Raw genomic sequence first — 20,546 nt, forward strand, 5'->3', positions numbered from 1 at the left:
GCACATTTTTTATCTTTCCGCCCGGTGCAGAAAGATCTATCGGAATATGACAACAAAACAAAGGAGATAAATCAGATGAACAAAAAGGAGCTTGCAGAAATTAAAAAAAGCTTTTCCGAGGGCTGCGGATTTTTTACCCTGAACCGTATCCTTTACGCATACTGCGACGCCGAAAAGCACATCAAATACACCGAGTCAAAGGGCTTTGCCATTATGCCCGAGGACGAGAGCGCTGTAGTTATGGAGACGCTTAAAAAGGCTCTCAGCGGAAGTCTTGGTAAAAATCTGAACGAGTACCGCTTCCCTAACGAGTCATACGAGGAGGGCGGCGCTCAGAATGTACTTTATGCTGCTGTTAAAGGTAAGCTTGAGGACGAGGAGGCTAACAAGGCTTTCATTGACAGGATAGTCGAGAACACCGATTATGCTTCGGCGTACACCATCATTTCGGGTCATTGTACATACAGCATTCTTGTTAAGGACAAGAATGACGAGACCATCGGCGAGGGAGATTCGGAGTATAATTTTGTGATAACTGCTTTATGCCCCGTTAACACGGGTGATGACGGGCTTTTCTATGATGACGAGGCGCAGGTCATTGCAAAGAAGTCAAACACCGAGATGATAATTGCCAAGGCTCCTCAGGACGGTTTCTTATATCCCGTTTTCAGCGACCGTTCACCCGATGTGAACAGCGTGATGTATTACACAAGGTCGCCCAAGAAGCCTAATCTTTCCATTATCGAGGATGTTCTTGACTGCAAGTTCGATTTTACTCCCGAGGGCGAGAAGGAACGTTTCAGAGCAGTTCTTTCCGATGTTTGCAGGGAGGAGCTTGATTACACCGTTATCACTAAGGTGAACGACAGCATTAAGGAGGTCATTGACCAGAACAAAAACGAGACCGAGCCGCCTGTTATTGACTGCAGCCGTATGAGGACCATTCTTTCCGATGCGGGTGTCAGCGATGACAAGCTTCAGGCGCTTGACGCTGTTTACAGGGATACTGTTGGCGACGGCGCTCTCAAGGCTTCAAATCTTGTGGAGAACAAGACCGTTCTTTCCGTTCCCGAGATAACCGTTAACATCAGCAAGGAGGCTACCGACAAGGTGAGGACGTCGGTAATTCAGGGGAAAAAGTGTCTGATTATTGATCTTGACGACCCCAGCGTGCTGGTTAATGGGATAGAGACTTCATTTGAGACGGCTGAGAAAGCGCCTGCCGAGGGTGAGCCTGTTACCGTCTGATAATTATTTCTTCTCCGCCGCATTTTTTTGTGCGGCGGATTTTTGTTTTACTGGCAAAAATTTTTCCTAAATCAGAACATATGATTTTGTGCAGATATACGAAATTATGCATTTATCAAACTTTTGTTCTGAAAGTGTTTGACATTTTGGCGCAAATGTGCTATTATTATATTACAGAAAAGCTCCCCTGCATTTAACTGCAAGGGAGCGCAAATTTTCTATGGGAATTACTTCTTGAGCTTAACTGCTTCCTTGACCTTTGCAACGATATTCTCGGCGCAAAGACCAAATTCCTTGAGAAGGTCTGCAGCGGGTCCCGAGTGTCCGAACACGTCGTTTACGCCTACCTTGATAACGGGAACGGGACAGCACTCTGTTACTGTCTCGGCTACTGCTGAGCCAAGTCCGCCTATTACGCTGTGCTCCTCGGCGGTGACGATAACGCCTGTTTCCTGTGCAGCCTTACAGATGATGTCCTTATCGAGGGGCTTGATGGTATGGATATTGATAACTCTTGCGTTAATGCCCTCTGATGCGAGAGTTTCCGCTGCTTTCAGAGCCTCGTTTACCATAAGTCCTGTTGCGACGATAGTTACGTCGCTGCCGTCTCTGAGCTGAACGCCCTTGCCAAGCTCGAATTTGTATGTTTCCTTATCGTTGAATACGGGAACGGCAAGTCTGCCGAAGCGCATATATACGGGTCCCTCGAAATCAAGTGCTGCCTTTACGGCTGCCTTTGCTTCAACATCATCGGCAGGGTTGATGATGGTCATTCCGGGAATGGTTCTCATAAGGGCGATATCCTCGTTGCACTGGTGAGTTGCGCCGTCCTCGCCTACGGATATGCCTGCGTGGGTTGCGCCGATCTTTACATTGAGATGAGGATAGCCGATGGAGTTTCTTACTATCTCAAACGCTCTGCCTGCCGCAAACATTGCAAAGGAGCTTGCGAATACCTTCTTGCCTGTGGAGGCGATACCTGCGGCTACGCCCATCATATTTGCCTCGGCTATTCCGCAGTCGAAAAATCTCTCGGGGCAGGCTTTCTTGAATATGCCTGTCTTTGTTGCTGCAGCAAGGTCTGCATCAAGGACGATAAGGTCGGGATATTCGCTGCTGAGTTCAGCAAGAGCCTCGCCGTAGCTCTCTCTTGTAGCCTTTTTGATTACATCTGCCATTGTCTTAGCCCTCCAGTTTCTCAAGCTGTGCTTTAAGCTCGCTCATAGCCTGCTCATACTGCTCTGCGTTGGGTGCTGTGCCGTGCCAGCCTACCTGATCTTCCATAAAGGAAACGCCCTTGCCCTTTACGCTCTTCTGAACGATGACTACAGGCTGTCCGTTTATCTTCTCTGCCTCGTCAAAGGCTCTTTCGATATCGTCAAAATCGTGGGCGTTCATTGTGATAACGTGCCAGCCGAATGCCTCGAATTTATCGGTGATAGGCATAGGTGAGCAAACCTCGGTGATCTTGCCGTCTATCTGGAGACCGTTGTTATCCACGATAGCTATGAGATTGTCAAGCTTATTGTGTGCGGCAAACATTGCTGCCTCCCATACCTGACCCTCTTCGATCTCGCCGTCGCCCAGTACTGCGTAAACCTTATATCCGTCGCAGGATATCTTGCCCGAAAGCGCCATTCCGCAGGCTGCGGATATGCCCTGTCCCAGAGAGCCTGTGGACATATCTACTCCGGGGATATGCTTCATATCGGGATGACCCTGGAGACGGGAGCCTATCTTTCTGAGTGTTTTAAGCTCGTCAACCTCGAAAAATCCTCTCTGAGCAAGTACAGAATAAAGGGCAGGAGCGGTGTGTCCCTTGGAAAGCACCAGTCTGTCTCTGTCTGCCATTTTTGGTGACTTGGGATCAACGTGCATTTTGTGGAAGTAGAGATATGTGAGAGTGTCGGCGATAGAGAGAGAACCGCCCGGATGTCCCGATTTTGCGTTGAATACGCCTTCGATGATACCCATTCTCACCTTGCAGGCTGTGATCTGAAGCTGTTTTTTAAGCGTCTGATCCATAAGTTTAAATCATCCTTTCAAATTTTCCCTATTATGGGGAATTTAATATATATTCTATCACTTCGGCAACAGCTCCGTTGGAGCAGTCCGATTGGCAGACCATTTTACACGCCGATTTTACCTCGTCTATGGCGTTGGAGGGACAGGCGGGGAAATCAGCATTTCTGAGCATTTCAAGGTCGTTATTGAAATCTCCCATTGCTACGGTAACGCTGTCCTTTTCTCCGTAAAGCTCAAGCAGCTTTTTCATGGCAAACCCCTTGGTGCAGTTCTTCGGCAGCATTTCGTGGAAGATGGTGCTGGAGGTGATATATTCCACGTCAGGGGCATATTCAAGGGTCAGGGCATATTCCGCAAAGGGCTTTATACTGTCCTCGGGCATTGCAAAAAGCACCTTGCACCAGTTTCCCGAGGGAACGCTTTCGAGAGAGTCCATTATTTCTGCGGTAAAGCCGCCTATTTTCCAATGCCGACGCTCGTAATCATTCATCTGAACGTCGTAAATGCCGTTCGGAGTGCATATTTCCGCGCAAGCTTCGGGGAATTTTCTTAGAAGCTTTGCTATCATTACCCGTGCTTTTTCCTCGGGGAGATAGCTTGACCACATCACTTTATTTTCGTGACAGTCATATATCATTCCGCCGTTGCAGAGTATTACGGGGAAATCCACTCCTATAGGCTCAAAGTAATGCCTTGTTGCCTGCAGAACTCTGCCTGTGGCGACTACGAATTTGCCGCCTGCTTCACGAAGTTTCAGTATCGCTTTCAGATTTTCCTCCGAAAGGGTCTTGTCGGCATTCAGAAGTGTGCCGTCCATATCGCTGAAAAATATTATTTTTGATTTATCCTTAAACATACTGCCTCGTTTCGCCGCCCCCTATTTTACGGAGGACATCCCGGAAGTACTGGGGAAGCTCGCTTTCAAATTCCATATACTCATAGGTTATGGGGTGGACAAAGCCTATTTTGCCTGCGTGGAGGCATTGACCGTCTATGCCTTTGAAGGGCTTGCCGTATACATCGTCTCCCAGCACCGGGTGTCCGATATATGACATATGGACACGTATCTGATGAGTGCGCCCCGTTTCAAGCCTGAGCTTTATGAAGGAGTATTTATCGTACTCCTCGAGAACGGTGTAATGTGTGACTGCGTGCTTGGAATTTTTCTCGGTGACGGTCATTTTCTTGCGGTCGGTGGGGTGTCTTCCGATAGGGGCATTTACCGTGCCCTCTTTTTCGGGCAGCCTGCCGCATATGACCGCACGATATTCCCTTGTGAAGCTGTGCTCCTTTATCTGCGCCGCAAGACCCGTATGGGCGGCGTCTGTTTTGGCGACGATAAGAAGTCCGCTGGTGTTCTTGTCGATGCGGTGGACTATTCCCGGGCGGATAACGCCATTGATGGAGGAAAGTCTGTCGCCGCAGTGGTACATAAGTGCATTCACAAGAGTTCCCGTGTAGTTTCCCGCAGCGGGGTGGACTACCATTCCCTTGGGCTTATTCACCACAAGAAGATAGTCGTCCTCGAAAATTATATCAAGGGGTATATTCTCGGGGAGCACGTCAAGAGGCTCAGGCTCGGGGATAACGGCGGTTATTTCGTCTCCTGCATTTACGGTGCAGCTTTTGCTGACGGTTTTTCCGTTTACGGTGACGCTGCCGTTTTCGATAAGCTTTGCCGCAAGGCTGCGGCTTATTTCTCCGCCGCAGGCTGACAGGAGCTTATCTATCCTCATTCCGCTGTGAGTTTCATCGGCGGTGAGCATTATAACGTTGTCATTTGTCATTTTCCACCTCGGAAGACTGGGGGGGTGCGAATTTTTTCAGATATTTCTCATCAATGAAAAGATAGTAGGCTATAAGTAGTATGGCTCCTATGACCACGCATACATCTGCAAAATTGAAGATGAAATTGAAGGGGAAAAGACGGATAAAATCCGTGACATACCCTTGGAAAACACGGTCATAAAGATTGCCTATGCCGCCGCCCACTATCATCGCATAGGAAACGGTCATAAGGGGGTGCTTATGCTTTTGGCGGTGAAAATAGATGGTTATGAGAACGAGGGCGATGGCGGTGACAATGGCAAGTGCCACTGTCTTGCCTGTAAAGCTGCTGAATGCCGCTCCTGTGTTTTGGTGGAGGGAAAATGCAAGGATATCCGTATCCCCTGCGGTTATCACACGGATAAGGTCGCTCTCGCCTATATTTGCCTCTGCCGCCGCCTTTGTGAGCCTGTCAATGACGATAAAGGCGGCGGAGAGTATCCAGAAAAGTATTACCATTATGCTCTGAAAACTATCTGCTCGGCGCAGCGCTTGCAGAGAGTGGGGTGTTCGGCGATGGTGCCTACGGTCTCGCTGTAGCTCCAGCAGCGCTCGCACTTGCTGCCTGCTGCCTTCTCTACGCTGAAGGAAAGCTTGCCGTCAAAGGCAGGGTCTTCGCACTTGAATTCGCCGTCTCCGTTGTTTACCACCTCTGCGGCGGAAACGATGAATACCTCGGCAAGGTCACCCGCTACTGCGGAAAGCTTTGCATAAAGCTCGTCGCTGTCGGCGTGGAGTGTTACCTTTGATTCGAGAGATGCGCCGATGAATTTCTCCGCTCTCTTGAGCTCAAGTGCCTTAGTTACGGAGGAACGGACGCTGTAGATCATATCCCACTTTGCGGTGAAGGCGTCGTCAACTGTTACGCCTGTCTTTTCGGGCATCTGATTGAGGAATATGCTCTCCTTATCGTCATTGCTGCTGTGGGGGATATATTTCCAGATCTCCTCAGCTGTGAATGAAAGCACGGGAGCGATCATTCTCGAAACGGCGCTCAGTATCATATACATTGCGCTCTGTGCGCTTCTTCTTTCGGGAGATGTTTCGGGTGTGCAGTAAAGTCTGTCCTTGATGATGTCAAGGTAGAAATTTGACATATCGGTTACGCAGAAATTGTGTATGCTGTGAACTACTACGTGGAAGTCAAATGCGTCATAGGCTGCCTTTACCTTGTCGATAAGTGCGTCAAGGCGGACAAGCGCCCACTTGTCGATATCGAGCATTTTATCGGGAGTTACCATATCCTTGTCGGGGTCAAAGCCGCTGCCGTTGCAGATGTTGCCCAGAATATATCTTGCGGTGTTTCTTATCTTTTTATAGGTATCGGCAAGCTGCTTTAAAATCTCCTTGGAAATTCTGATGTCCGAATGATAATCGGAGGAGGCTACCCAGAGTCTCAGGATATCTGCGCCGTTCTGGTCGGTGATATCCTTGGGGTCTACGCCGTTTCCGAGAGATTTATGCATTGCTCTGCCCTCGCCGTCTACTACCCAGCCGTGGGTGCAGACTGCCTTGTAGGGTGCCTTATGACCTGTTGCGGCAGAGGTGAGGAGGGAGGACTGGAACCAGCCTCTGTACTGGTCTGCGCCCTCGAGATAGAGGTCAACGGGAACGTCAAAGCCTCTTTCCTTCATAACGGCGGTATGGGTAACGCCGCTGTCGAACCATACATCGAAAATATTAGTCTCTTTCACAAATTCGCCGCAGCCGCACTCGCACTTGACTGAAGCAGGGATAAAGTCCTTGGGTTCCTTGATGAACCAGGAGTCGGAGCCTTCCGCACGGAACATATCGGAAATTGCCTTGATGGTCTCTTCGGTGACAACGGGCTTGCCGCAGTCCTTGCAGTATACAACGGGAATGGGTACGCCCCAGGTCCTCTGACGGGAGATGCACCAGTCGCTGCGGTCGCTGACCATACCTTTAATTCTGTCCTCGCCCCACTCGGGTATCCACTGCACGTCCTCGATTGCCTTAATTGCGTCGTCCTTGAAGTCCTTGACGGAGCAGAACCACTGCTCGGTGGCTCTGAACAGAACGGGGTTTTTGCATCTCCAGCAATGAGGGTACTGATGGACGATCTTTTCAAGAGCGAAAAGTGCGCCGGACTCTTCAAGATCCTTTGCGATGACCTTGTTTGCCTCGTCGGTCTTGAGGCCCTTGTATTTGCCTGCCTCTTCGGTGAGAACGCCCTTGGAGTCAACGGGTACGGTTATGCCGATCTCGGGGTACTTCTTGCAGACCTCGAAGTCGTCAACGCCGAAGCCGGGGGCTGTATGAACGCAGCCTGTACCGCTTTCGAGAGTTACGTGGTCGCCTACGATAACGAGAGATTCTCTGCCCATAAAGGGGTGCTCGGTCTTCATATACTCAAGCTCGCTTCCCTTGAAGCAGCCTTCGGTGGTGTAGTTCTCAACGCCTCTTGCCTTCATTGCAAGAGGTGCAAGCTCGGCAGCCATTATATAGTTCTCGCCGTCTGCCTTTACAACGGTGTAGTCATACTCGGGTCCTACACAAATAGCAAGGTTTCCGGGAAGTGTCCAGGTGGTAGTCGTCCAGATAACGAAATAGGTCTTGTCAAGGTCGAGTCCCATTGCGGTGAACTTGCCCTTATCGTCTGTTACCTTGAATTTTACATAGATGGAGTGGCAGGGGTCGTTTGCGTACTCGATCTCTGCTTCTGCAAGGGCGGTCTGGCAGTCGGGGCACCAATAAACGGGCTTCAGACCCTTATAGATGTAATTCTTTCCGTACATCTCGCCGAATATCTCAACCTGTCTTGCCTCAAATTCGGGCTTTAAGGTGAGGTAGGGGTCGTCAAAATCGCCCCACACGCCCAGTCTCTTGAACTGTGACATCTGGTTTGCAACCTGAGAATGTGCATACTCATTGCACTTTTTTCTCAGCTCAACGGGGGGAACGGCGCCGTTCTCAACGCCCATCTGCTTGAGAACTTTAAGCTCAATGGGAAGTCCGTGGGTGTCCCAGCCGGGAATATAAGGAGAGCAGTATCCGCTCATATTCTTCTGCTTGACGATGATATCCTTGAGCACCTTATTGAGGGCGGTTCCCATATGGATATCGCCGTTGGCGTAGGGAGGTCCGTCGTGAAGAACATATTTGGGAAGTGACTTGTTCTTCTCGATCATCTTGTAATACATTCTTCCGCTTTCCCATTCGGATATCATATCAGGTTCCTTCTGAGGGAGATTTCCTCTCATAGAGAAATCTGTTTTGGGAAGATTCAGGGTGGTATTGTAATCCTGTGCCATTTTAACTTACTCTCCTTAAATGGATTTATATTTTACTGCATTGAAGCGGTGTCGATAACTCTTGTAGCTTCCATATCCTCGGGGACAGGCTCGTGAACGGGAATATGTTCTTCCGCAGCAGTCTCCTCTTTCTCCTCGGTGTCGGACTCGGGAAGAGAGGTGATAAGCTCAAGGTGAGACTTGTACATACTGAGAAGATTGGACTTGAACTCGGTAACAGCTGTCTGCATTTTCTCGAGAGTTTCTTTCTCACGCTGCGCTCTTACAGCGGTCGAACCTACGATCTCGTCAGCCTTTACATTTGCGGCGGAAATTATCTGCTCCGCTTTCTGCTGTGCCTCGGAGATTATTGCGTCGGCTTTGCCTCTGGCTTCCTCCATAACGGCTCTCGCCTGCTTCTGTGCACCGATCATTGCGTCCTTGAGGGCTTCTTCGTCAGCTTTGTAGCGGCGAATGCTCTCCACCAGCACTTCTATTTTCTTTTCGGTGTCCTCTTTTTCCTTGGTCATTTTGCTTATCTGATCGGCGATCTGATTTAAAAACTCGTCAACTTCCTCGGGCTTATAGCCGGGCTTTGCCTGTTCAAAACGCTTGGTGTTGATCTCCATTGCTGTTATCATTTTTATTACCTTCCTTTCACGAGAGTTTTGTGCTTTCCCCAAGGAAATTTCGGTAAAATTGCCAATTACGATCGGCAGCCGAAAAACAAAACTCGTAAGCTTAAAGATCTTTGATTTTCAAGCTTATTCCTCTTTATCACCGCAGGCATTGTCCTATCCCCGACCTGCTGCGGACAGGTGCGGAAATTTATAAAAATTTTTTTATCGTGATATGGATCCTGTCCTTTTTGGTGGAGCCGCCTATTTCCGACAGGATAAACCTGCCACAGCCTCTGACGGACAGCACGCTTCCCTCCGCTACATTTTCGGATACGCTTTCCGTAATCCCGTGATTTACCGAAACCGAACCCGAACGTATAAGCGCTGCCGCTTTTTCACGGCTGACCCTTGCTGCTGCGGATATTACGCAGTCAAGCCGAAGTGACGCTACTGTGGCTGTAATTTCGCTGAATTTATCCTCTCTTGACAGGGCTTCACCATCCGCATAACGGGTCTTTACTCCCACTCTGCCGATTTTTGTTATGCCAAATACTGCCATCTCTGCCGCCGAAGGGCTCAGCACCGCATAGGCGCCGCTCTCATCGCAGAGGATATCTCCCGTCTGACTGCGGTTTATCCCCAACGCCATAAGGCTGCCGAGATAATCACGATGAGTCAGGGAGCCTGCTCCCCTGCTGTCAAAGCGGATCGTGCGAAGTTGAAAATCCCCGTGCTCAGGCTGCATATATTCGGGATATATGCAGAGTATGCGCCGCATTGCACCTTCATATCCGCCAAAAAACTCATATTCCTCTGTGCCCATATAGGAAAGGAATTCTTCTGCCAGAGCCAGCTCTCCCTCGCTTAAAAAGCCCGAAAATCTGGGTGTACAGCTTTTTTCGCAGATAGACAGCATATCACCGATATGGGAAACAAGCAGTCTGCTGTCTCCGTCAAGCCTGTTTGCGGCGATGAAAGAATTTTTGTCACGCCCCATAGCTCAGTTCAGGTTCTCCCGTGATATCAGAGTAATACCCCGTTGCTTTCGAGTTCTGCCGAAAGCTCATCTCCCTGAAACCCAACGTTGTAGGGGGTGATGATGAAGGTGTTGTTTGCAACGGGCTTTATGCTGCCGCCGTTTGCATATGCAACTCCGCCTAAGAAGTCGATTATTCTTCTTGTAACATCGGGTGTGGTAGCTTCGAGGTTCAGAACAACTGTCTTTTTGTTGTTAAGGTGATTTGCGATCTCCTTGGTGTCGGAGAATTTCTCGGGCTTAACAAGAATGACCTGCAGCTGTGCTGTTACCTGGATATTCACTCTGTTGTTGTCGGGAGAAGGCATACCCTGATTTCTGGGTATATTGTAGCCCTCGTTCTGAGGAGCGGGTGCGTTCTGAGAGAAATCCTCATATCCGCCCTCTCCGTCATCATAACCGTCCGGATCGGTGTCAAAACCCAGAACAGATTTAATATTGTCAAATAATCCCATTTTTTATTTCTTCCTTTCTCTATCTATAAAAATTTTTTATACGCTGTAATTTCTCGCTCCGAAAAGCGCTGTGCCCAGCCTTACCATACCCGTGCCGAATTTTACGGCTTTGGTATAGTCGGAGGACATTCCCATTGAAAGCAGGGTAATTGCCGAATTTTTCGGCGGTGCTGCTTTCAGATCCTCGAAAAGCCTTTGCATTTTTTCAAAATAAACGCAGCTGTCCGAGGGGGGCGGAATGGTCATAAGTCCGCAGACTCTGACTCCGGGAAGCTCAGCTATCTCGAACATCCCGTCGTGAAGCGCCTCGGGTGAAAAGCCGCTTTTTGAAGCCTCTCCGCCGATATTCACCTCACAAAGTATGTCTGTGACCCTGCCCTGCTTTACAGCCCTTGCGGATATCTCCTTCGCAAGCTCTGTGCTGTCGACGGACTGGATCATTGTTACACTATCTATGATATACTTAATTTTGTTGCTTTGCAAGTGCCCGATGAAGTTAATTTCAGCATTTTTTACATATTGTTCTTTTTTGCTTAAAAACTCCTGCACACGGTTTTCGCCTAAAAGCTCAAAGCCCTGTGAAACTGCGAAATTAACTCTCTCTGCGGGAACAGTTTTAGTGACCGCCATTATTTTAATGTCGTCGCTCTCTCTGCCCGCTCTGACCTTTGCTTCCTCCATATTAAAGCGTATCCGCTTTATATTTTCGGAAATATCCTCAAATTCGTTATTCAAAGTGAAGCTCCCCTTCCAAATTTTCGGATAATGACTGCTCTGTGACTGCTTCATCTGAGCCGCTTTGCTCGGTGCTGTCCGTTTCTTCCGCAGAAGTTTCTTCGGAGATTGCTTCGGCAGGCTCAGTTTCTGATATCACAGCGTCAGTATAAACAGGTATCTCCTCCTCAGGCTCGTCGCTTGTGACTATTTCGTCGGAATTAGCCATATATGCCGCCGTATCGACTCCTTCGATAATAATGTCGTCGTAAACGCAGACATATTCCTCATTGGAAGTGAGCCTTGAAAGCAGATAATCATCGCTCTCGAAAATGGGATCGACCTTTTTGAAAAGCACTCTCTGTCCCCAGAGAACATAGCAGCCCTTTTCATTGTTCTTATTGAAGCGAAGTGCTTCTCTCGGGACCTTAATTCCCTCAAAGTCGTTTAAGGTCATTTCGACCCTTTCGACTCTTTTCTGAACAAGGTCGAAGGTCATCTCGTCGCAGCGGAGGATAAGCGTCCATTCCTCGGGATCATCGGTAGGCTCAAGAGACTCGATGGTGGCTGTTACCGTATCGGGTGTGGAAGCAAAGCTGAGCTTTACCGTGTCGCCGGGATTGTAAACGCTCTCGGAATTGTCGATAATGCCTGCTATCTTCCAGTTATATCCTCTTACAAGCTTGCCTATCTCGCTTTTGTCCTTGCTTGCTTTGACGGAGCTTTCATTGGCAATAACGTCCTTGATCGTCTCGGCGGAAAGCTCTCCGCTCTTATCCATCGTCAGAACGCTTTCGTATCCGTCGGTGCTGCTGACAAAATAGCCCGAGTCGGGAGATACTATCTCCGACTTGCTGCTTCTGCGCATTTTAACAAGCTCGTCTATCTGTCCGTTAAGCTCGGCGATACGGTCATCATAGCCCTCTTCCTGCTTTACGGATATCTGATATATGCTCATAAGGGTGAGCAGGTCGTCACGCTGGCTCTTGATATCGGAGATATCCTTTTTTGCTATCCTTGTTGCCACCGCCTGATACCTCTGGCTGATAAGCCCCGAAATAAATGAGGGGTCGGCGGTAAGCACCGTTCCCGGGTTCTGAGCGGCGTTTAAGAGGTCTATCTCATCGGAAAGCTCTTTTATCTTCCTGTTTATCTCAATATCGTTCTCGCTGTCGTAGACATATGCCACCACAGAGCCGTTGGCGACTTTGCTGCCGTCGGATATGGGGTAGCTCAGCACTCCTGTGTAGCTTTGCCTGATAACGGATTCGTCACGGATATACACGCCTCTGAACGAGACCTTGTCCGCCGAGGAATATATGACCGCAGTCTGGGTCTTGTACTCCTCGGTAACGCTTGTGTAAATGCTGTTGAACACCGAGCACAGGATAAGCCCCGCCAGCAGAACGAACAGGACTTTCATAATGCCGTTTTCCATCGCCGTTCATTCCTTTCGGAGGATACTCACTTTTCGGCGGTATCCTTGTCCTGCTCTGCGTCGAGAATGGAAATGGGTCTTGCGGGAACTATTGTGGAAATAGCGTGCTTGTAAACAAGCTCCTGCTTGCCGTCAGCGTCGATGATGACCGCATAGCTGTCGAAGCCCTTTACAACTCCCTTGAACTGGAAGCCGTTGGTCAGGATACAGGTAATGGGTATCCTTTCCTTTCTCGCCTGATTAAGGAACACGTCCTGAAGATTAAGCGCTTTGTTCATTTAATATCATCCTTTCGTTTATTTATCTATCTGATATTAGGTTTATTCAAGAATGAATGACCTGATACAGAGCATACTGCTCCATATTCTTTTTAATTATATCACATAATTTTTGATTTGGCTACTATATTCAAGCAATTTGATATAATTCCGTCAAATTGTTCACTATTTGCCGTATCTGCCCACGTAATTCGTACATCTCGACGAAACCAGGTAAGCTGTCTCTTGGCATAATGCCTTGATTCCTGCTTTATCTTGTCCGCCGCCTCCTCTAAGGAGCATTCTCCCTCAAAGTAGGGTATCATCTCCTTAAAGCCTATGGCGTTGAATGCGGTGCGAAGCTTGTATTTTTCGTAAACGGCTCTTACCTCCGCTTCAAGCCCGTCCTCAAACATCTTGTCAACACGCCTGTTTATCCTGTCGTAAAGCACCTGCCTGTCAAAGCAGGTAAGTCCTATCATACAAGGCTCATAGGGAGACCGGGTTTTACGGCTCTCCTCCCTGTTTTCGCTGCCCGTTCTTCCCGACAGCATACACATTTCAATGGCTCTTATGGCCCTTATGACATTATTCGGGTGTATTTTCTCAGCCGCCTGCGGGTCAAGACTTCGGAGCTTTTCGTGCATATGCTCCCTGCCCATTTCAGCCGCTTCTGCCTCGAGCTTCTTTCTCAGGCTGTCGTCGGAAACTATATGGTCAAAGGAGATATTGTCGATAAGGGAATTGATGTAAAGCCCCGTTCCGCCAACTATTATAGGCAGCTTTCCACGATTATGAATATCCGAAATGCACTCCCTCGCCATTTTAACATAATCGGCTACGGAAAATGGCTCATCGGGCGGGAGAAAGTCCATAAGGTGATGTGGAACGCCCTTCATTTCCTCGGGAGAAGGCTTTGCGGTGGAAATGGCAAGCCCCTTGTATATCTGCATAGAGTCGGCGGAGACCACCTCTCCCCCAAGCCGCAGGGCAAGCTCCACGCCTACTGCGGTCTTTCCCGAGGCAGTTGGTCCGCAGACCACTAAAACGGGTATCTTTTCGGTGCTTTTTTCCATTACACTATCCTCCGGAACTGCTTCTCAAGCTCTTTTTTTGTGAGCTTGAACATTACGGGTCTGCCGTGGGGACAATACCTTATCCTGTCGTCGGAAAGTATCTGCGAAACAAGGTATTTCAGCTCCTCGGGGTCGGTGCTGTCACCCGATCTTATTGCTCCGTGGCAGGCAATGGTGTGGTACATATCATCAAGTATCTCGGGCAGAGGGTCGTGCCTGTGAGCCGCAAAATTCTGCGCAAGCTCGCTTACCGTCTCACCTGCGTCCCTTTTGTCAAGTACCGTGGGTATGCCCTTTATAATTACCCTCGGAGCCTTATCCGCCTCGATGTCAAAACCGAGATCGGCACATACACGGAGATTTTTCACCAAAGCGTCGTACTCGCCGTAATCAAGAACAAGCTCCTCTGGAACAAGCAGCAGCTGCGCCGTTAAATGCTCCCTGCCGCTTCTGAGATTTTCAAACCGTATCCTTTCGTGAGCGGCGTGCTTGTCAACGATAAGGATACCGTCCTCCACCTCGGCAATAGCGTAATTTTTGAAAGCTTCTCCGATAATGCGGAAAAAGATCTCCTTTGGCGGCTCTTCTTTTTCCTCGGGCTTCGGGGGCTCATTATGCTCCTTGAAGGCATTGTTGTCAATGTACTTGAATTCCTGCTTCACAGGCTCCGCTTTCAGATTTTCGATAGCTTCATCATCGGCGGTCTTTCCGTAGCCGCTTTGAAGATGCTGGGAAATATCCCGGGGTTCGGGCTTAGGCTCAGGTGGAATTTCCTTTTCGGGCTGCTTTACGATTTCCTCGGGAGCCGAATGCACCTCCGTATTCTTTGCTCCTGCCCAGGCGGCTTCTGCGGCGGCGACTGCCATTTCCATCTGCTCTGCAGCGGTTTTTCCCGATTTATTTTCAAAATCCCGTGGAATTTCCTCCACCCGTATCTTATGCTCATAGTTTTCGCCGTTTTTTATGGATCTTATGTCCGAAAGCCGCTGTGACTGATCCTTGTCGGTGCAGGAAACGGGTATCACCTTTTCGGTGAACTTAGATTTAGATGTCTCGGGAAGCTGAGTCTGAACGGGCTTCGGCGGGTCTTTGAACATCGGTGCGGCATAATCAGCCTCTGTTTTGGGCTTTCTCTCAAGGTTCAGCGGAGCGGGCTTTGAGTCCTGCAAAACGGCGTTTTTCACCGCAAAATAAAGTGCGTCATAGATAAGCTTGTCGTCTGAAAATCTCACCTCTGTTTTTGCGGGGTGAACGTTCACATCAACGGTCTGGGGCGGTACATCCATAAAAATAACACAGGCAGGAAATTTTCCCTCCATAATGCAGTTTCGGTAGGCTTCTTCGAGAGCGCTCATACAAGTGAGGGATTTAACATATCTGCCGTTAATGAAAAAATGCTGCATTGAGCGATTTTTCCGTCCCCACAATGGCTTTACCGTATATCCCGAAACAGATATGCCCCCAAGCCTGTAGTCAACGGGCAGCATTGAAGCCGCAAATTCCTTTCCGAAAACAGAATATACGGCGGAGTACAGCCTATTGTCCCCGGGGGTGAAAAGCTCCTGCTTGTTATTCCGGATAAAGCGGAAGGATATCTCGGGGTGGGAAACGGATATCTTGCTCACAATTGAAGCAATGGCGTTGCCCTCGTATTTGTCCTGCTTCAAGAACTTGAGACGGGCGGGAACGTTGTAGAAAATATCCCTTATTATAATAGTAGTGCCGTCGGGGCAGCCCGAGCGCTCTATAAGCTTTTCCTCGGTGCCCTCGATTATGTAGTGGGTGCCGTATTCCTCGTCTTTGGTCTTGGTTATGACCTCGCATTTTGCCACGGCGCAGATGGAGGCAAGCGCCTCGCCTCTGAAACCGAGGGTGAGTATCTTTGAAAGATCGTCCTTTACGTTCAGCTTGCTTGTGGCGTGTCGGAGAAACGCCACGGGAACGTCCTCGTGGGCGATACCGCAGCCGTTGTCGGTTATTCTTATGTAGGTGATGCCCCCCTGCTGTATCTCCACCGTAATGGCGGTGGCGCCGCTGTCAATGGAGTTTTCCACCAACTCCTTTATGACTGAGCTTGGGCGTTCTATCACCTCGCCTGCGGCAATAAGCTCCGCAAGCTCCTTGTCAAGCACGTGTACCCTTGGCATTTTTTCACCTCCGAATTAAGTCTGCGTTATTATTTTACCCATTAAGCATATCGCAAAGTTCCTGCAGCAAAAGCATTGCGTCTCTGGGAGAATACTCGTCGGGATTGGTTTTCCGAAGCCTTGAAAGCACCATTTCTTCCTTCATTGAGCCGAAGGATATCTGCTGTTCTTCCTCCTGCTTCTTGGGAGCGCCGCTCTGAGCGTACTTTTCGGCTTCCATTTCGGAAAGCAGCTCCTTGGCTCTGGAAATAACTCCCTTGGGAAGCCCCGCAAGCTTTGCGACTTCAATTCCATAGCTGTCGTCAACGCCGCCCTCAACTATCTTGCGCAAAAACTTAATGCTCTCCCCGTACTTTTTAACGGCAACGCTGTAGTTATTCACTCCCTCTACCCTGCCCTCAAGCCCGATAAGCTCGTGGTAATGGGTGGCAAAAAGGGTCTTGCAGCCTATCTTTTTCTTGTTGGCGATGTATTCCGCCACCGCCGTTGCAATGCTTATTCCGTCAAAGGTGGAAGTACCTCTGCCCACCTCGTCAAGGATAACAAGGCTCTGCTTGGTGGCGTGCTTTAAGATGTCCGCAACCTCGCTCATCTCCACCATAAATGTGGACTGTCCCGCAGTAAGGTCGTCGGAGGCTCCCACACGGGTGAAAATGCGGTCAACTATGGATATCCTTGCGCTGTCGGCAGGAACGAAGCAGCCTATTTGCGCCATAAGCACGATAAGGGCTGTCTGTCTCATAAATGTGGATTTACCCGACATATTGGGGCCCGTTATTATAGCCATTCTGCGGCTGTCGGTGTCAAGATAAACATCGTTCGGGACATACATCTCGCCGCTTATCATCTGTTCCACAACAGGGTGTCTGCCGCCCTTGATATCGAGAGTTCCGTCAATTACGATATCGGGCTTCACATAGCGGTTTCTCATTGATACCTCCGCAAAGGAGCAGAGAACATCAAGCGCCGCCGCAGCCTGAGCAGTTTCCTGTACCTCTGTGAGCCTTGAGCCGATAAAATCTCTTACCTCCGCAAATATCTCCGCTTCCATCACAAGAGTTTTCTCGCTTGCTCCCGCAATTTCCTCCTCGGCTTTTTTCAGCTCGTCGGTGATAAATCTCTCGCAGTTTGCAAGGGTCTGCTTGCGTATGTATTCGGCGGGAACAAGGTCATAGTAGGATTTTGTGACCTCGATGTAATATCCGAACACCCTGTTATAGCCGATTTTCAGGTTTTTGATGCCCGTTTTTTCCTTTTCCTTTGCTTCTATCCCGTCGATAATGCCCTTGCCGCCCTTGATAATTCCTCTGAGCCTGTCAAGTTCTGCATTGAAGCCATCCTTGATAACTCCGCCGTCCTTCACCACAGGAGGCGGGTCATCGGCAATGGCATTGTCCACAAGTGCGGCTATCTCTTTCAGCTCGTGTATCTTCCCCTCAAGACCTTTGAGAAGATTTGTCCTTACATTTCCGAGAAGAGCCTTGATACGGGGCATCTGCTCTGCGGTATGGGCAAGAGCCTTGATATCACGGGGATTGGCGGTTTTGTAGACCACTCTCGTCATAAGGCGTTCAAGGTCATAAACGCCCTCAAGAGCGTCTCCCAGCTCACCTTGTAAAACGGGGTCATTGTAAAGCTCCTCAACGGCGTCCAGCCTGTCGATTATGGCGGCAGGCTTTAAAAGTGGCTGCTCAATGTAGGATTTTAAAAGTCTCTTGCCCATTGAGGTGCGTGTGCGGTCAAGCACCCAAATGAGACTGCCACGCTTTTCCTTGTTGCGGAGAGTTTCGGTAAGCTCAAGGTTCCGCCTTGCGGTAAGGTCGATTTCCATAAAACGCTTGTCCGAATAGGTCACAAGCTCCGTAAATCTTCCCACCGCCGCACGCTGAGTGTCGCTGATGTAATAGAAAAGTCCGCAGAGGGCGGCAACGGACACATTGTCGCTTTCGTCCACATTCATATCCGAAAGGCTCTCGGCGGAAAACTGTGCAAGAAGGGTGCCCAGATGAAGCTCCCTGTCGAATTTATCCTCCTCCAAGACCGTTTCGCAAAGCTCCATTCGTGTGCGGATAAAATCCATTACCTGAGAAAGTCCCTTTGCCTCGGGATTTACAAGCAGCTCTGCTGGAGAAAATCGGGAAATCTCGTTGATAAGCGCCTCTGAAAGCTCTGCGGGAGACTTGTCCTTATGGGTAAAAAGCTCCGCCGTACCCGTGGAGATGTCCGCAAAGCACACGGAAGCCGCTCCCTCGTGAACGTAGAGAGAAGCGATGAAATTATTTTTGGAATCGTCAAGGAGATTGCTTTCGGTGAGAGTTCCCGGGGTAACTATCCTTATAACGTCCCGCTTAACAAGCCCCTTCACAAGCTTCGGGTCCTCCATCTGCTCGCAGATAGCCACCCTGTAGCCCAAGTCGATAAGCTTTTTTATGTAGATCTCGGCGCTGTGGTAGGGTATGCCGCACATAGGCGCACGCTCCTCCTGTCCGCAGTCCCTGCCCGTAAGGGTAAGCTCGAGAGCCTTTGAGACCACTACAGCGTCGTCGAAAAACATTTCATAAAAATCTCCCAGACGGAAGAACACGATATGCCCGGGATATCTGTCCTTAACGTCAAAATACTGCTGCATCATAGGAGAAAGTGTGCTGCGGTCAACGTTCATCTTCCGACCATTCCCTTTCAAAAAATTTCTCGCCAAAGGAAACAGAAAGCAAGTCGGACAGCTTGCTGTCCGAATTTTCTTGCTTCTTGCCTCTAATAAATCTTGCCTCTGTTAATGACAGCCTCCGCAGGAAGCACAGCTTCCTGTGCAGGAAACGGGATTAGTCTCGGGGCAGGTCATAGGGTCCTCACCGTTTGCGGCGCAGGTAACGATATAGTTTATACTGTCAAGTATTCCGTCCATATCGGACTTTGCAGCCTCGAAAGCCATCATCTTGGGGTTTGTGACAACAGCGGCGTAAAGCCTGTTGAGATCGTTGTTAAGGGCAGTAATGGTGTCGGTGTCCTTGTCATCCTTAGCCATTTCGGTGTTAAGCTCCATCTTCTTCACGTTAAAATCGGTGATATTCTTCTGAAGCTCCTCGTCCTTGTCATTTGCAAGCTTTGCAGCCGCAAATGCCACATATCTGGGATCCTCCTGAAGTGCCTTTCCGAGTGCTCTTGCAGCTTCGATAACGTTCATTTTAAAACAACCTTTCTGTATATATTTTAGTATTACTATCCTTTGACAGTTAATAGTTTATTATACCACAAAAAGTCCTTTTTGTCAAATAGGGACTTTTTATTTTTTGGGACAGCCGCATATATTTCCGTATTATTTCATAAACACAAATTCGGACAGCTCAAAAAGGCTTCTGTCCTTAAAAAACTCGCCTGTCCAGCCGCTGTAGTCCGTTGATATCTTAAAGTATACAGCCCGTCTGCCCGTAACAGCTTTTAATACCGCTTTGACAACACCGCCGTCCTGCCCGATATCACATACTCCTATCTCCTCATCGTCCGCAAAAATGTGCATATGACAGTCGCAGCCCATACCTTTGACCTTTGCGGCAAATTCCATAGTTTTGCTTGAATTATCCTCGCCGAAATCAAAATACTTGTATCCGATAACGTCCCCGTCCTGAATATTTATTACTGCTCTGTCAAACACATTTCGCTCGGTAATGAATGCTTTCCCTTTCAGAACGCAGGCAATGTCCGCAGGAGTTATCTCATAGGGGTCAAGGCTGTCCTCAAAGCCGAGAGATGTCATTTCTACGGGCGGAATAGTGCCGTCGGGAAGTATTTCAATTTTTTCAACGCAGCCCCGTCTTGACATAATTGTGCCGTTTGTCATACGGTGATAGAAAACATACCATTGCCCGTTTATGCATACCACCGACCCGTGATTATTGCCCCCGGGATAATCCACACCGTTGTCAACGATATATCCCCGATATGATCTCTGTCTGCTTTCGTATGAAAAATATCGCCGTGGCATACCCATTTTGTAGGGTCGGACAAGGGAGCGCTCCAGTATTTTAAAACAAAATCGCAGAAGCTGTCCGAACCTGCCTTGTCGTGAGAGCCGTAAACATATATCCTGTCGCCGAAAACTCTCGGCTCTCCGTCGGGGATATATTCGTAACGTGGAAGATATGGATTCATAATGTTTTACCGTCCTTTCAGAGCGAAGCATTATAAATACTTCTTTTACCATTATACCGCTTTACAGTTTATCTTGCAATACCTATACAGTCTGAAATACCGACCTTTTGTGCATTTTCCCTTACAACTGCGGATATGTGCCGTAAATTTAGATACCAATAATTTAACTTCCCCCAAAATCCACTCACAAAAGTTGAAAAATCACGCAGGCATAGGAAAAATGGGCAAAAAAATTTTGAAAAAGGTCAAAAAAATAGTGCAATATCAGCTCCGATATGGTATAATGTTAATAACCACAAAAAC

18 protein-coding genes and 1 pseudogene are annotated in these 20,546 nt (G+C 48.8%); 1 reads left to right on the plus strand and 18 read right to left on the minus strand.

What is annotated here, in order from left to right; genetic code table 11:
* Positions 1 to 75: 75 nt before the first annotated feature.
* Positions 76 to 1,248, plus strand: coding sequence for a DUF4317 domain-containing protein (locus tag ACR0QN_RS10040; protein WP_432651078.1), 1,173 nt, complete (start codon positions 76 to 78; stop codon positions 1,246 to 1,248).
* A 227-nt stretch (positions 1,249 to 1,475) separates the two neighbouring features.
* Here the strand turns inward: ACR0QN_RS10040 and ACR0QN_RS10045 are convergent, their stop codons facing one another.
* The 18 genes and pseudogenes from ACR0QN_RS10045 to ACR0QN_RS10130 all read right to left on the minus strand — a co-directional run bounded on the left by ACR0QN_RS10045 (position 1,476) and on the right by ACR0QN_RS10130 (position 20,243).
* On the minus strand, positions 1,476 to 2,426 hold the full coding sequence (locus ACR0QN_RS10045) for a transketolase family protein (protein WP_432651079.1): 951 nt from the start codon (positions 2,424 to 2,426) through the stop codon (positions 1,476 to 1,478).
* A 4-nt stretch (positions 2,427 to 2,430) separates the two neighbouring features.
* On the minus strand, positions 2,431 to 3,273 hold the full coding sequence (locus ACR0QN_RS10050) for a transketolase (protein WP_432651080.1): 843 nt from the start codon (positions 3,271 to 3,273) through the stop codon (positions 2,431 to 2,433).
* 31 nt (positions 3,274 to 3,304) lie between these two features.
* Positions 3,305 to 4,129, minus strand: coding sequence for a Cof-type HAD-IIB family hydrolase (locus tag ACR0QN_RS10055; protein ID WP_432651081.1), 825 nt, complete (start codon positions 4,127 to 4,129; stop codon positions 3,305 to 3,307).
* Positions 4,122 to 5,060, minus strand: a complete 939-nt coding sequence (locus ACR0QN_RS10060; RefSeq protein WP_432651082.1) for an RluA family pseudouridine synthase — start codon at positions 5,058 to 5,060, stop codon at positions 4,122 to 4,124. Before ACR0QN_RS10060 ends, ACR0QN_RS10055 begins: the two co-directional genes overlap by 8 nt.
* A complete protein-coding gene (gene lspA, locus ACR0QN_RS10065; protein WP_432651083.1) occupies positions 5,050 to 5,559 on the minus strand; it encodes a signal peptidase II in 510 nt (169 codons plus the stop codon). Before lspA ends, ACR0QN_RS10060 begins: the two co-directional genes overlap by 11 nt.
* Positions 5,559 to 8,372 carry an isoleucine--tRNA ligase gene (gene ileS, locus ACR0QN_RS10070; RefSeq protein WP_432651084.1) on the minus strand — a complete coding sequence of 938 codons (2,814 nt, stop codon included), beginning with the start codon at positions 8,370 to 8,372 and terminating at the stop codon, positions 5,559 to 5,561. Before ileS ends, lspA begins: the two co-directional genes overlap by 1 nt.
* Positions 8,373 to 8,404: 32 nt before the next feature.
* Entirely contained in the window at positions 8,405 to 8,992 is a 588-nt protein-coding gene (locus ACR0QN_RS10075) for a DivIVA domain-containing protein (RefSeq protein WP_432651085.1), read from the minus strand.
* A 187-nt stretch (positions 8,993 to 9,179) separates the two neighbouring features.
* Positions 9,180 to 9,968 (minus strand): RNA-binding protein, encoded by a 789-nt coding sequence (locus ACR0QN_RS10080; RefSeq protein WP_432651086.1) that lies wholly within the window; start codon positions 9,966 to 9,968, stop codon positions 9,180 to 9,182.
* A 26-nt stretch (positions 9,969 to 9,994) separates the two neighbouring features.
* Positions 9,995 to 10,462 (minus strand): cell division protein SepF, encoded by a 468-nt coding sequence (locus ACR0QN_RS10085; protein WP_432651087.1) that lies wholly within the window; start codon positions 10,460 to 10,462, stop codon positions 9,995 to 9,997.
* Between the two features lie 36 nt (positions 10,463 to 10,498).
* Entirely contained in the window at positions 10,499 to 11,197 is a 699-nt protein-coding gene (locus ACR0QN_RS10090) for a YggS family pyridoxal phosphate-dependent enzyme (protein WP_432651088.1), read from the minus strand.
* A complete protein-coding gene (locus ACR0QN_RS10095; RefSeq protein WP_432651089.1) occupies positions 11,190 to 12,614 on the minus strand; it encodes an HlyD family efflux transporter periplasmic adaptor subunit in 1,425 nt (474 codons plus the stop codon). Before ACR0QN_RS10095 ends, ACR0QN_RS10090 begins: the two co-directional genes overlap by 8 nt.
* Positions 12,615 to 12,640: 26 nt before the next feature.
* Positions 12,641 to 12,892: an RNA chaperone Hfq gene (gene hfq / locus ACR0QN_RS10100; RefSeq protein ID WP_432651090.1), complete on the minus strand. Its 252-nt coding sequence runs from the start codon at positions 12,890 to 12,892 to the stop codon at positions 12,641 to 12,643.
* A gap of 101 nt (positions 12,893 to 12,993) precedes the next feature.
* Entirely contained in the window at positions 12,994 to 13,947 is a 954-nt protein-coding gene (gene miaA, locus ACR0QN_RS10105) for a tRNA (adenosine(37)-N6)-dimethylallyltransferase MiaA (RefSeq protein WP_432651091.1), read from the minus strand.
* Positions 13,947 to 16,094, minus strand: coding sequence for a DNA mismatch repair endonuclease MutL (gene mutL, locus ACR0QN_RS10110; protein ID WP_432651092.1), 2,148 nt, complete (start codon positions 16,092 to 16,094; stop codon positions 13,947 to 13,949). The genes miaA and mutL overlap by 1 nt, the downstream gene beginning before the upstream one ends.
* 34 nt (positions 16,095 to 16,128) lie before the next feature.
* Positions 16,129 to 18,756, minus strand: a complete 2,628-nt coding sequence (gene mutS, locus ACR0QN_RS10115; RefSeq protein WP_432651093.1) for a DNA mismatch repair protein MutS — start codon at positions 18,754 to 18,756, stop codon at positions 16,129 to 16,131.
* Positions 18,757 to 18,867: 111 nt separating this feature from the next.
* Positions 18,868 to 19,278 (minus strand): YlbF family regulator, encoded by a 411-nt coding sequence (locus ACR0QN_RS10120; protein WP_432651094.1) that lies wholly within the window; start codon positions 19,276 to 19,278, stop codon positions 18,868 to 18,870.
* 132 nt (positions 19,279 to 19,410) lie between these two features.
* Positions 19,411 to 20,001, minus strand: a pseudogene (locus ACR0QN_RS10125) (family 43 glycosylhydrolase); the annotation flags it as partial.
* On the minus strand, positions 19,962 to 20,243 hold the full coding sequence (locus tag ACR0QN_RS10130; RefSeq protein WP_432651095.1) for a hypothetical protein: 282 nt from the start codon (positions 20,241 to 20,243) through the stop codon (positions 19,962 to 19,964). The gene ACR0QN_RS10130 and the pseudogene ACR0QN_RS10125, both read right to left, overlap by 40 nt.
* Positions 20,244 to 20,546 lie beyond the last annotated feature (303 nt).

The sequence above is a fragment of the Huintestinicola sp. genome, assembly GCF_050874005.1.
Taxonomy (GTDB): domain Bacteria; phylum Bacillota; class Clostridia; order Oscillospirales; family Ruminococcaceae; genus Huintestinicola.

Excerpts from the sequence above, each read along its gene's own strand:
- ACR0QN_RS10045 (WP_432651079.1), bottom strand. The coding sequence starts at position 2,426 with ATGGCAGATGTAATCAAAAAGGCTACAAGAGAGAGCTACGGCGAGGCT.
- ACR0QN_RS10055 (WP_432651081.1), bottom strand. The coding sequence starts at position 4,129 with ATGTTTAAGGATAAATCAAAAATAATATTTTTCAGCGATATGGACGGC.
- ACR0QN_RS10120 (WP_432651094.1), bottom strand. The coding sequence starts at position 19,278 with ATGAACGTTATCGAAGCTGCAAGAGCACTCGGAAAGGCACTTCAGGAG.
- ACR0QN_RS10130 (WP_432651095.1), bottom strand. The coding sequence starts at position 20,243 with ATGAATCCATATCTTCCACGTTACGAATATATCCCCGACGGAGAGCCG.
- ACR0QN_RS10085 (WP_432651087.1), bottom strand. The coding sequence starts at position 10,462 with ATGGGATTATTTGACAATATTAAATCTGTTCTGGGTTTTGACACCGAT.
- mutL (WP_432651092.1), bottom strand. The coding sequence starts at position 16,094 with ATGCCAAGGGTACACGTGCTTGACAAGGAGCTTGCGGAGCTTATTGCC.
- ACR0QN_RS10060 (WP_432651082.1), bottom strand. The coding sequence starts at position 5,060 with ATGACAAATGACAACGTTATAATGCTCACCGCCGATGAAACTCACAGC.
- ACR0QN_RS10050 (WP_432651080.1), bottom strand. The coding sequence starts at position 3,273 with ATGGATCAGACGCTTAAAAAACAGCTTCAGATCACAGCCTGCAAGGTG.
- mutS (WP_432651093.1), bottom strand. The coding sequence starts at position 18,756 with ATGAACGTTGACCGCAGCACACTTTCTCCTATGATGCAGCAGTATTTT.
- lspA (WP_432651083.1), bottom strand. The coding sequence starts at position 5,559 with ATGGTAATACTTTTCTGGATACTCTCCGCCGCCTTTATCGTCATTGAC.
- ACR0QN_RS10040 (WP_432651078.1), top strand. The coding sequence starts at position 76 with ATGAACAAAAAGGAGCTTGCAGAAATTAAAAAAAGCTTTTCCGAGGGC.
- ACR0QN_RS10095 (WP_432651089.1), bottom strand. The coding sequence starts at position 12,614 with ATGGAAAACGGCATTATGAAAGTCCTGTTCGTTCTGCTGGCGGGGCTT.
- ileS (WP_432651084.1), bottom strand. The coding sequence starts at position 8,372 with ATGGCACAGGATTACAATACCACCCTGAATCTTCCCAAAACAGATTTC.
- hfq (WP_432651090.1), bottom strand. The coding sequence starts at position 12,892 with ATGAACAAAGCGCTTAATCTTCAGGACGTGTTCCTTAATCAGGCGAGA.
- miaA (WP_432651091.1), bottom strand. The coding sequence starts at position 13,947 with ATGGAAAAAAGCACCGAAAAGATACCCGTTTTAGTGGTCTGCGGACCA.
- ACR0QN_RS10075 (WP_432651085.1), bottom strand. The coding sequence starts at position 8,992 with ATGATAACAGCAATGGAGATCAACACCAAGCGTTTTGAACAGGCAAAG.
- ACR0QN_RS10080 (WP_432651086.1), bottom strand. The coding sequence starts at position 9,968 with ATGGGGCGTGACAAAAATTCTTTCATCGCCGCAAACAGGCTTGACGGA.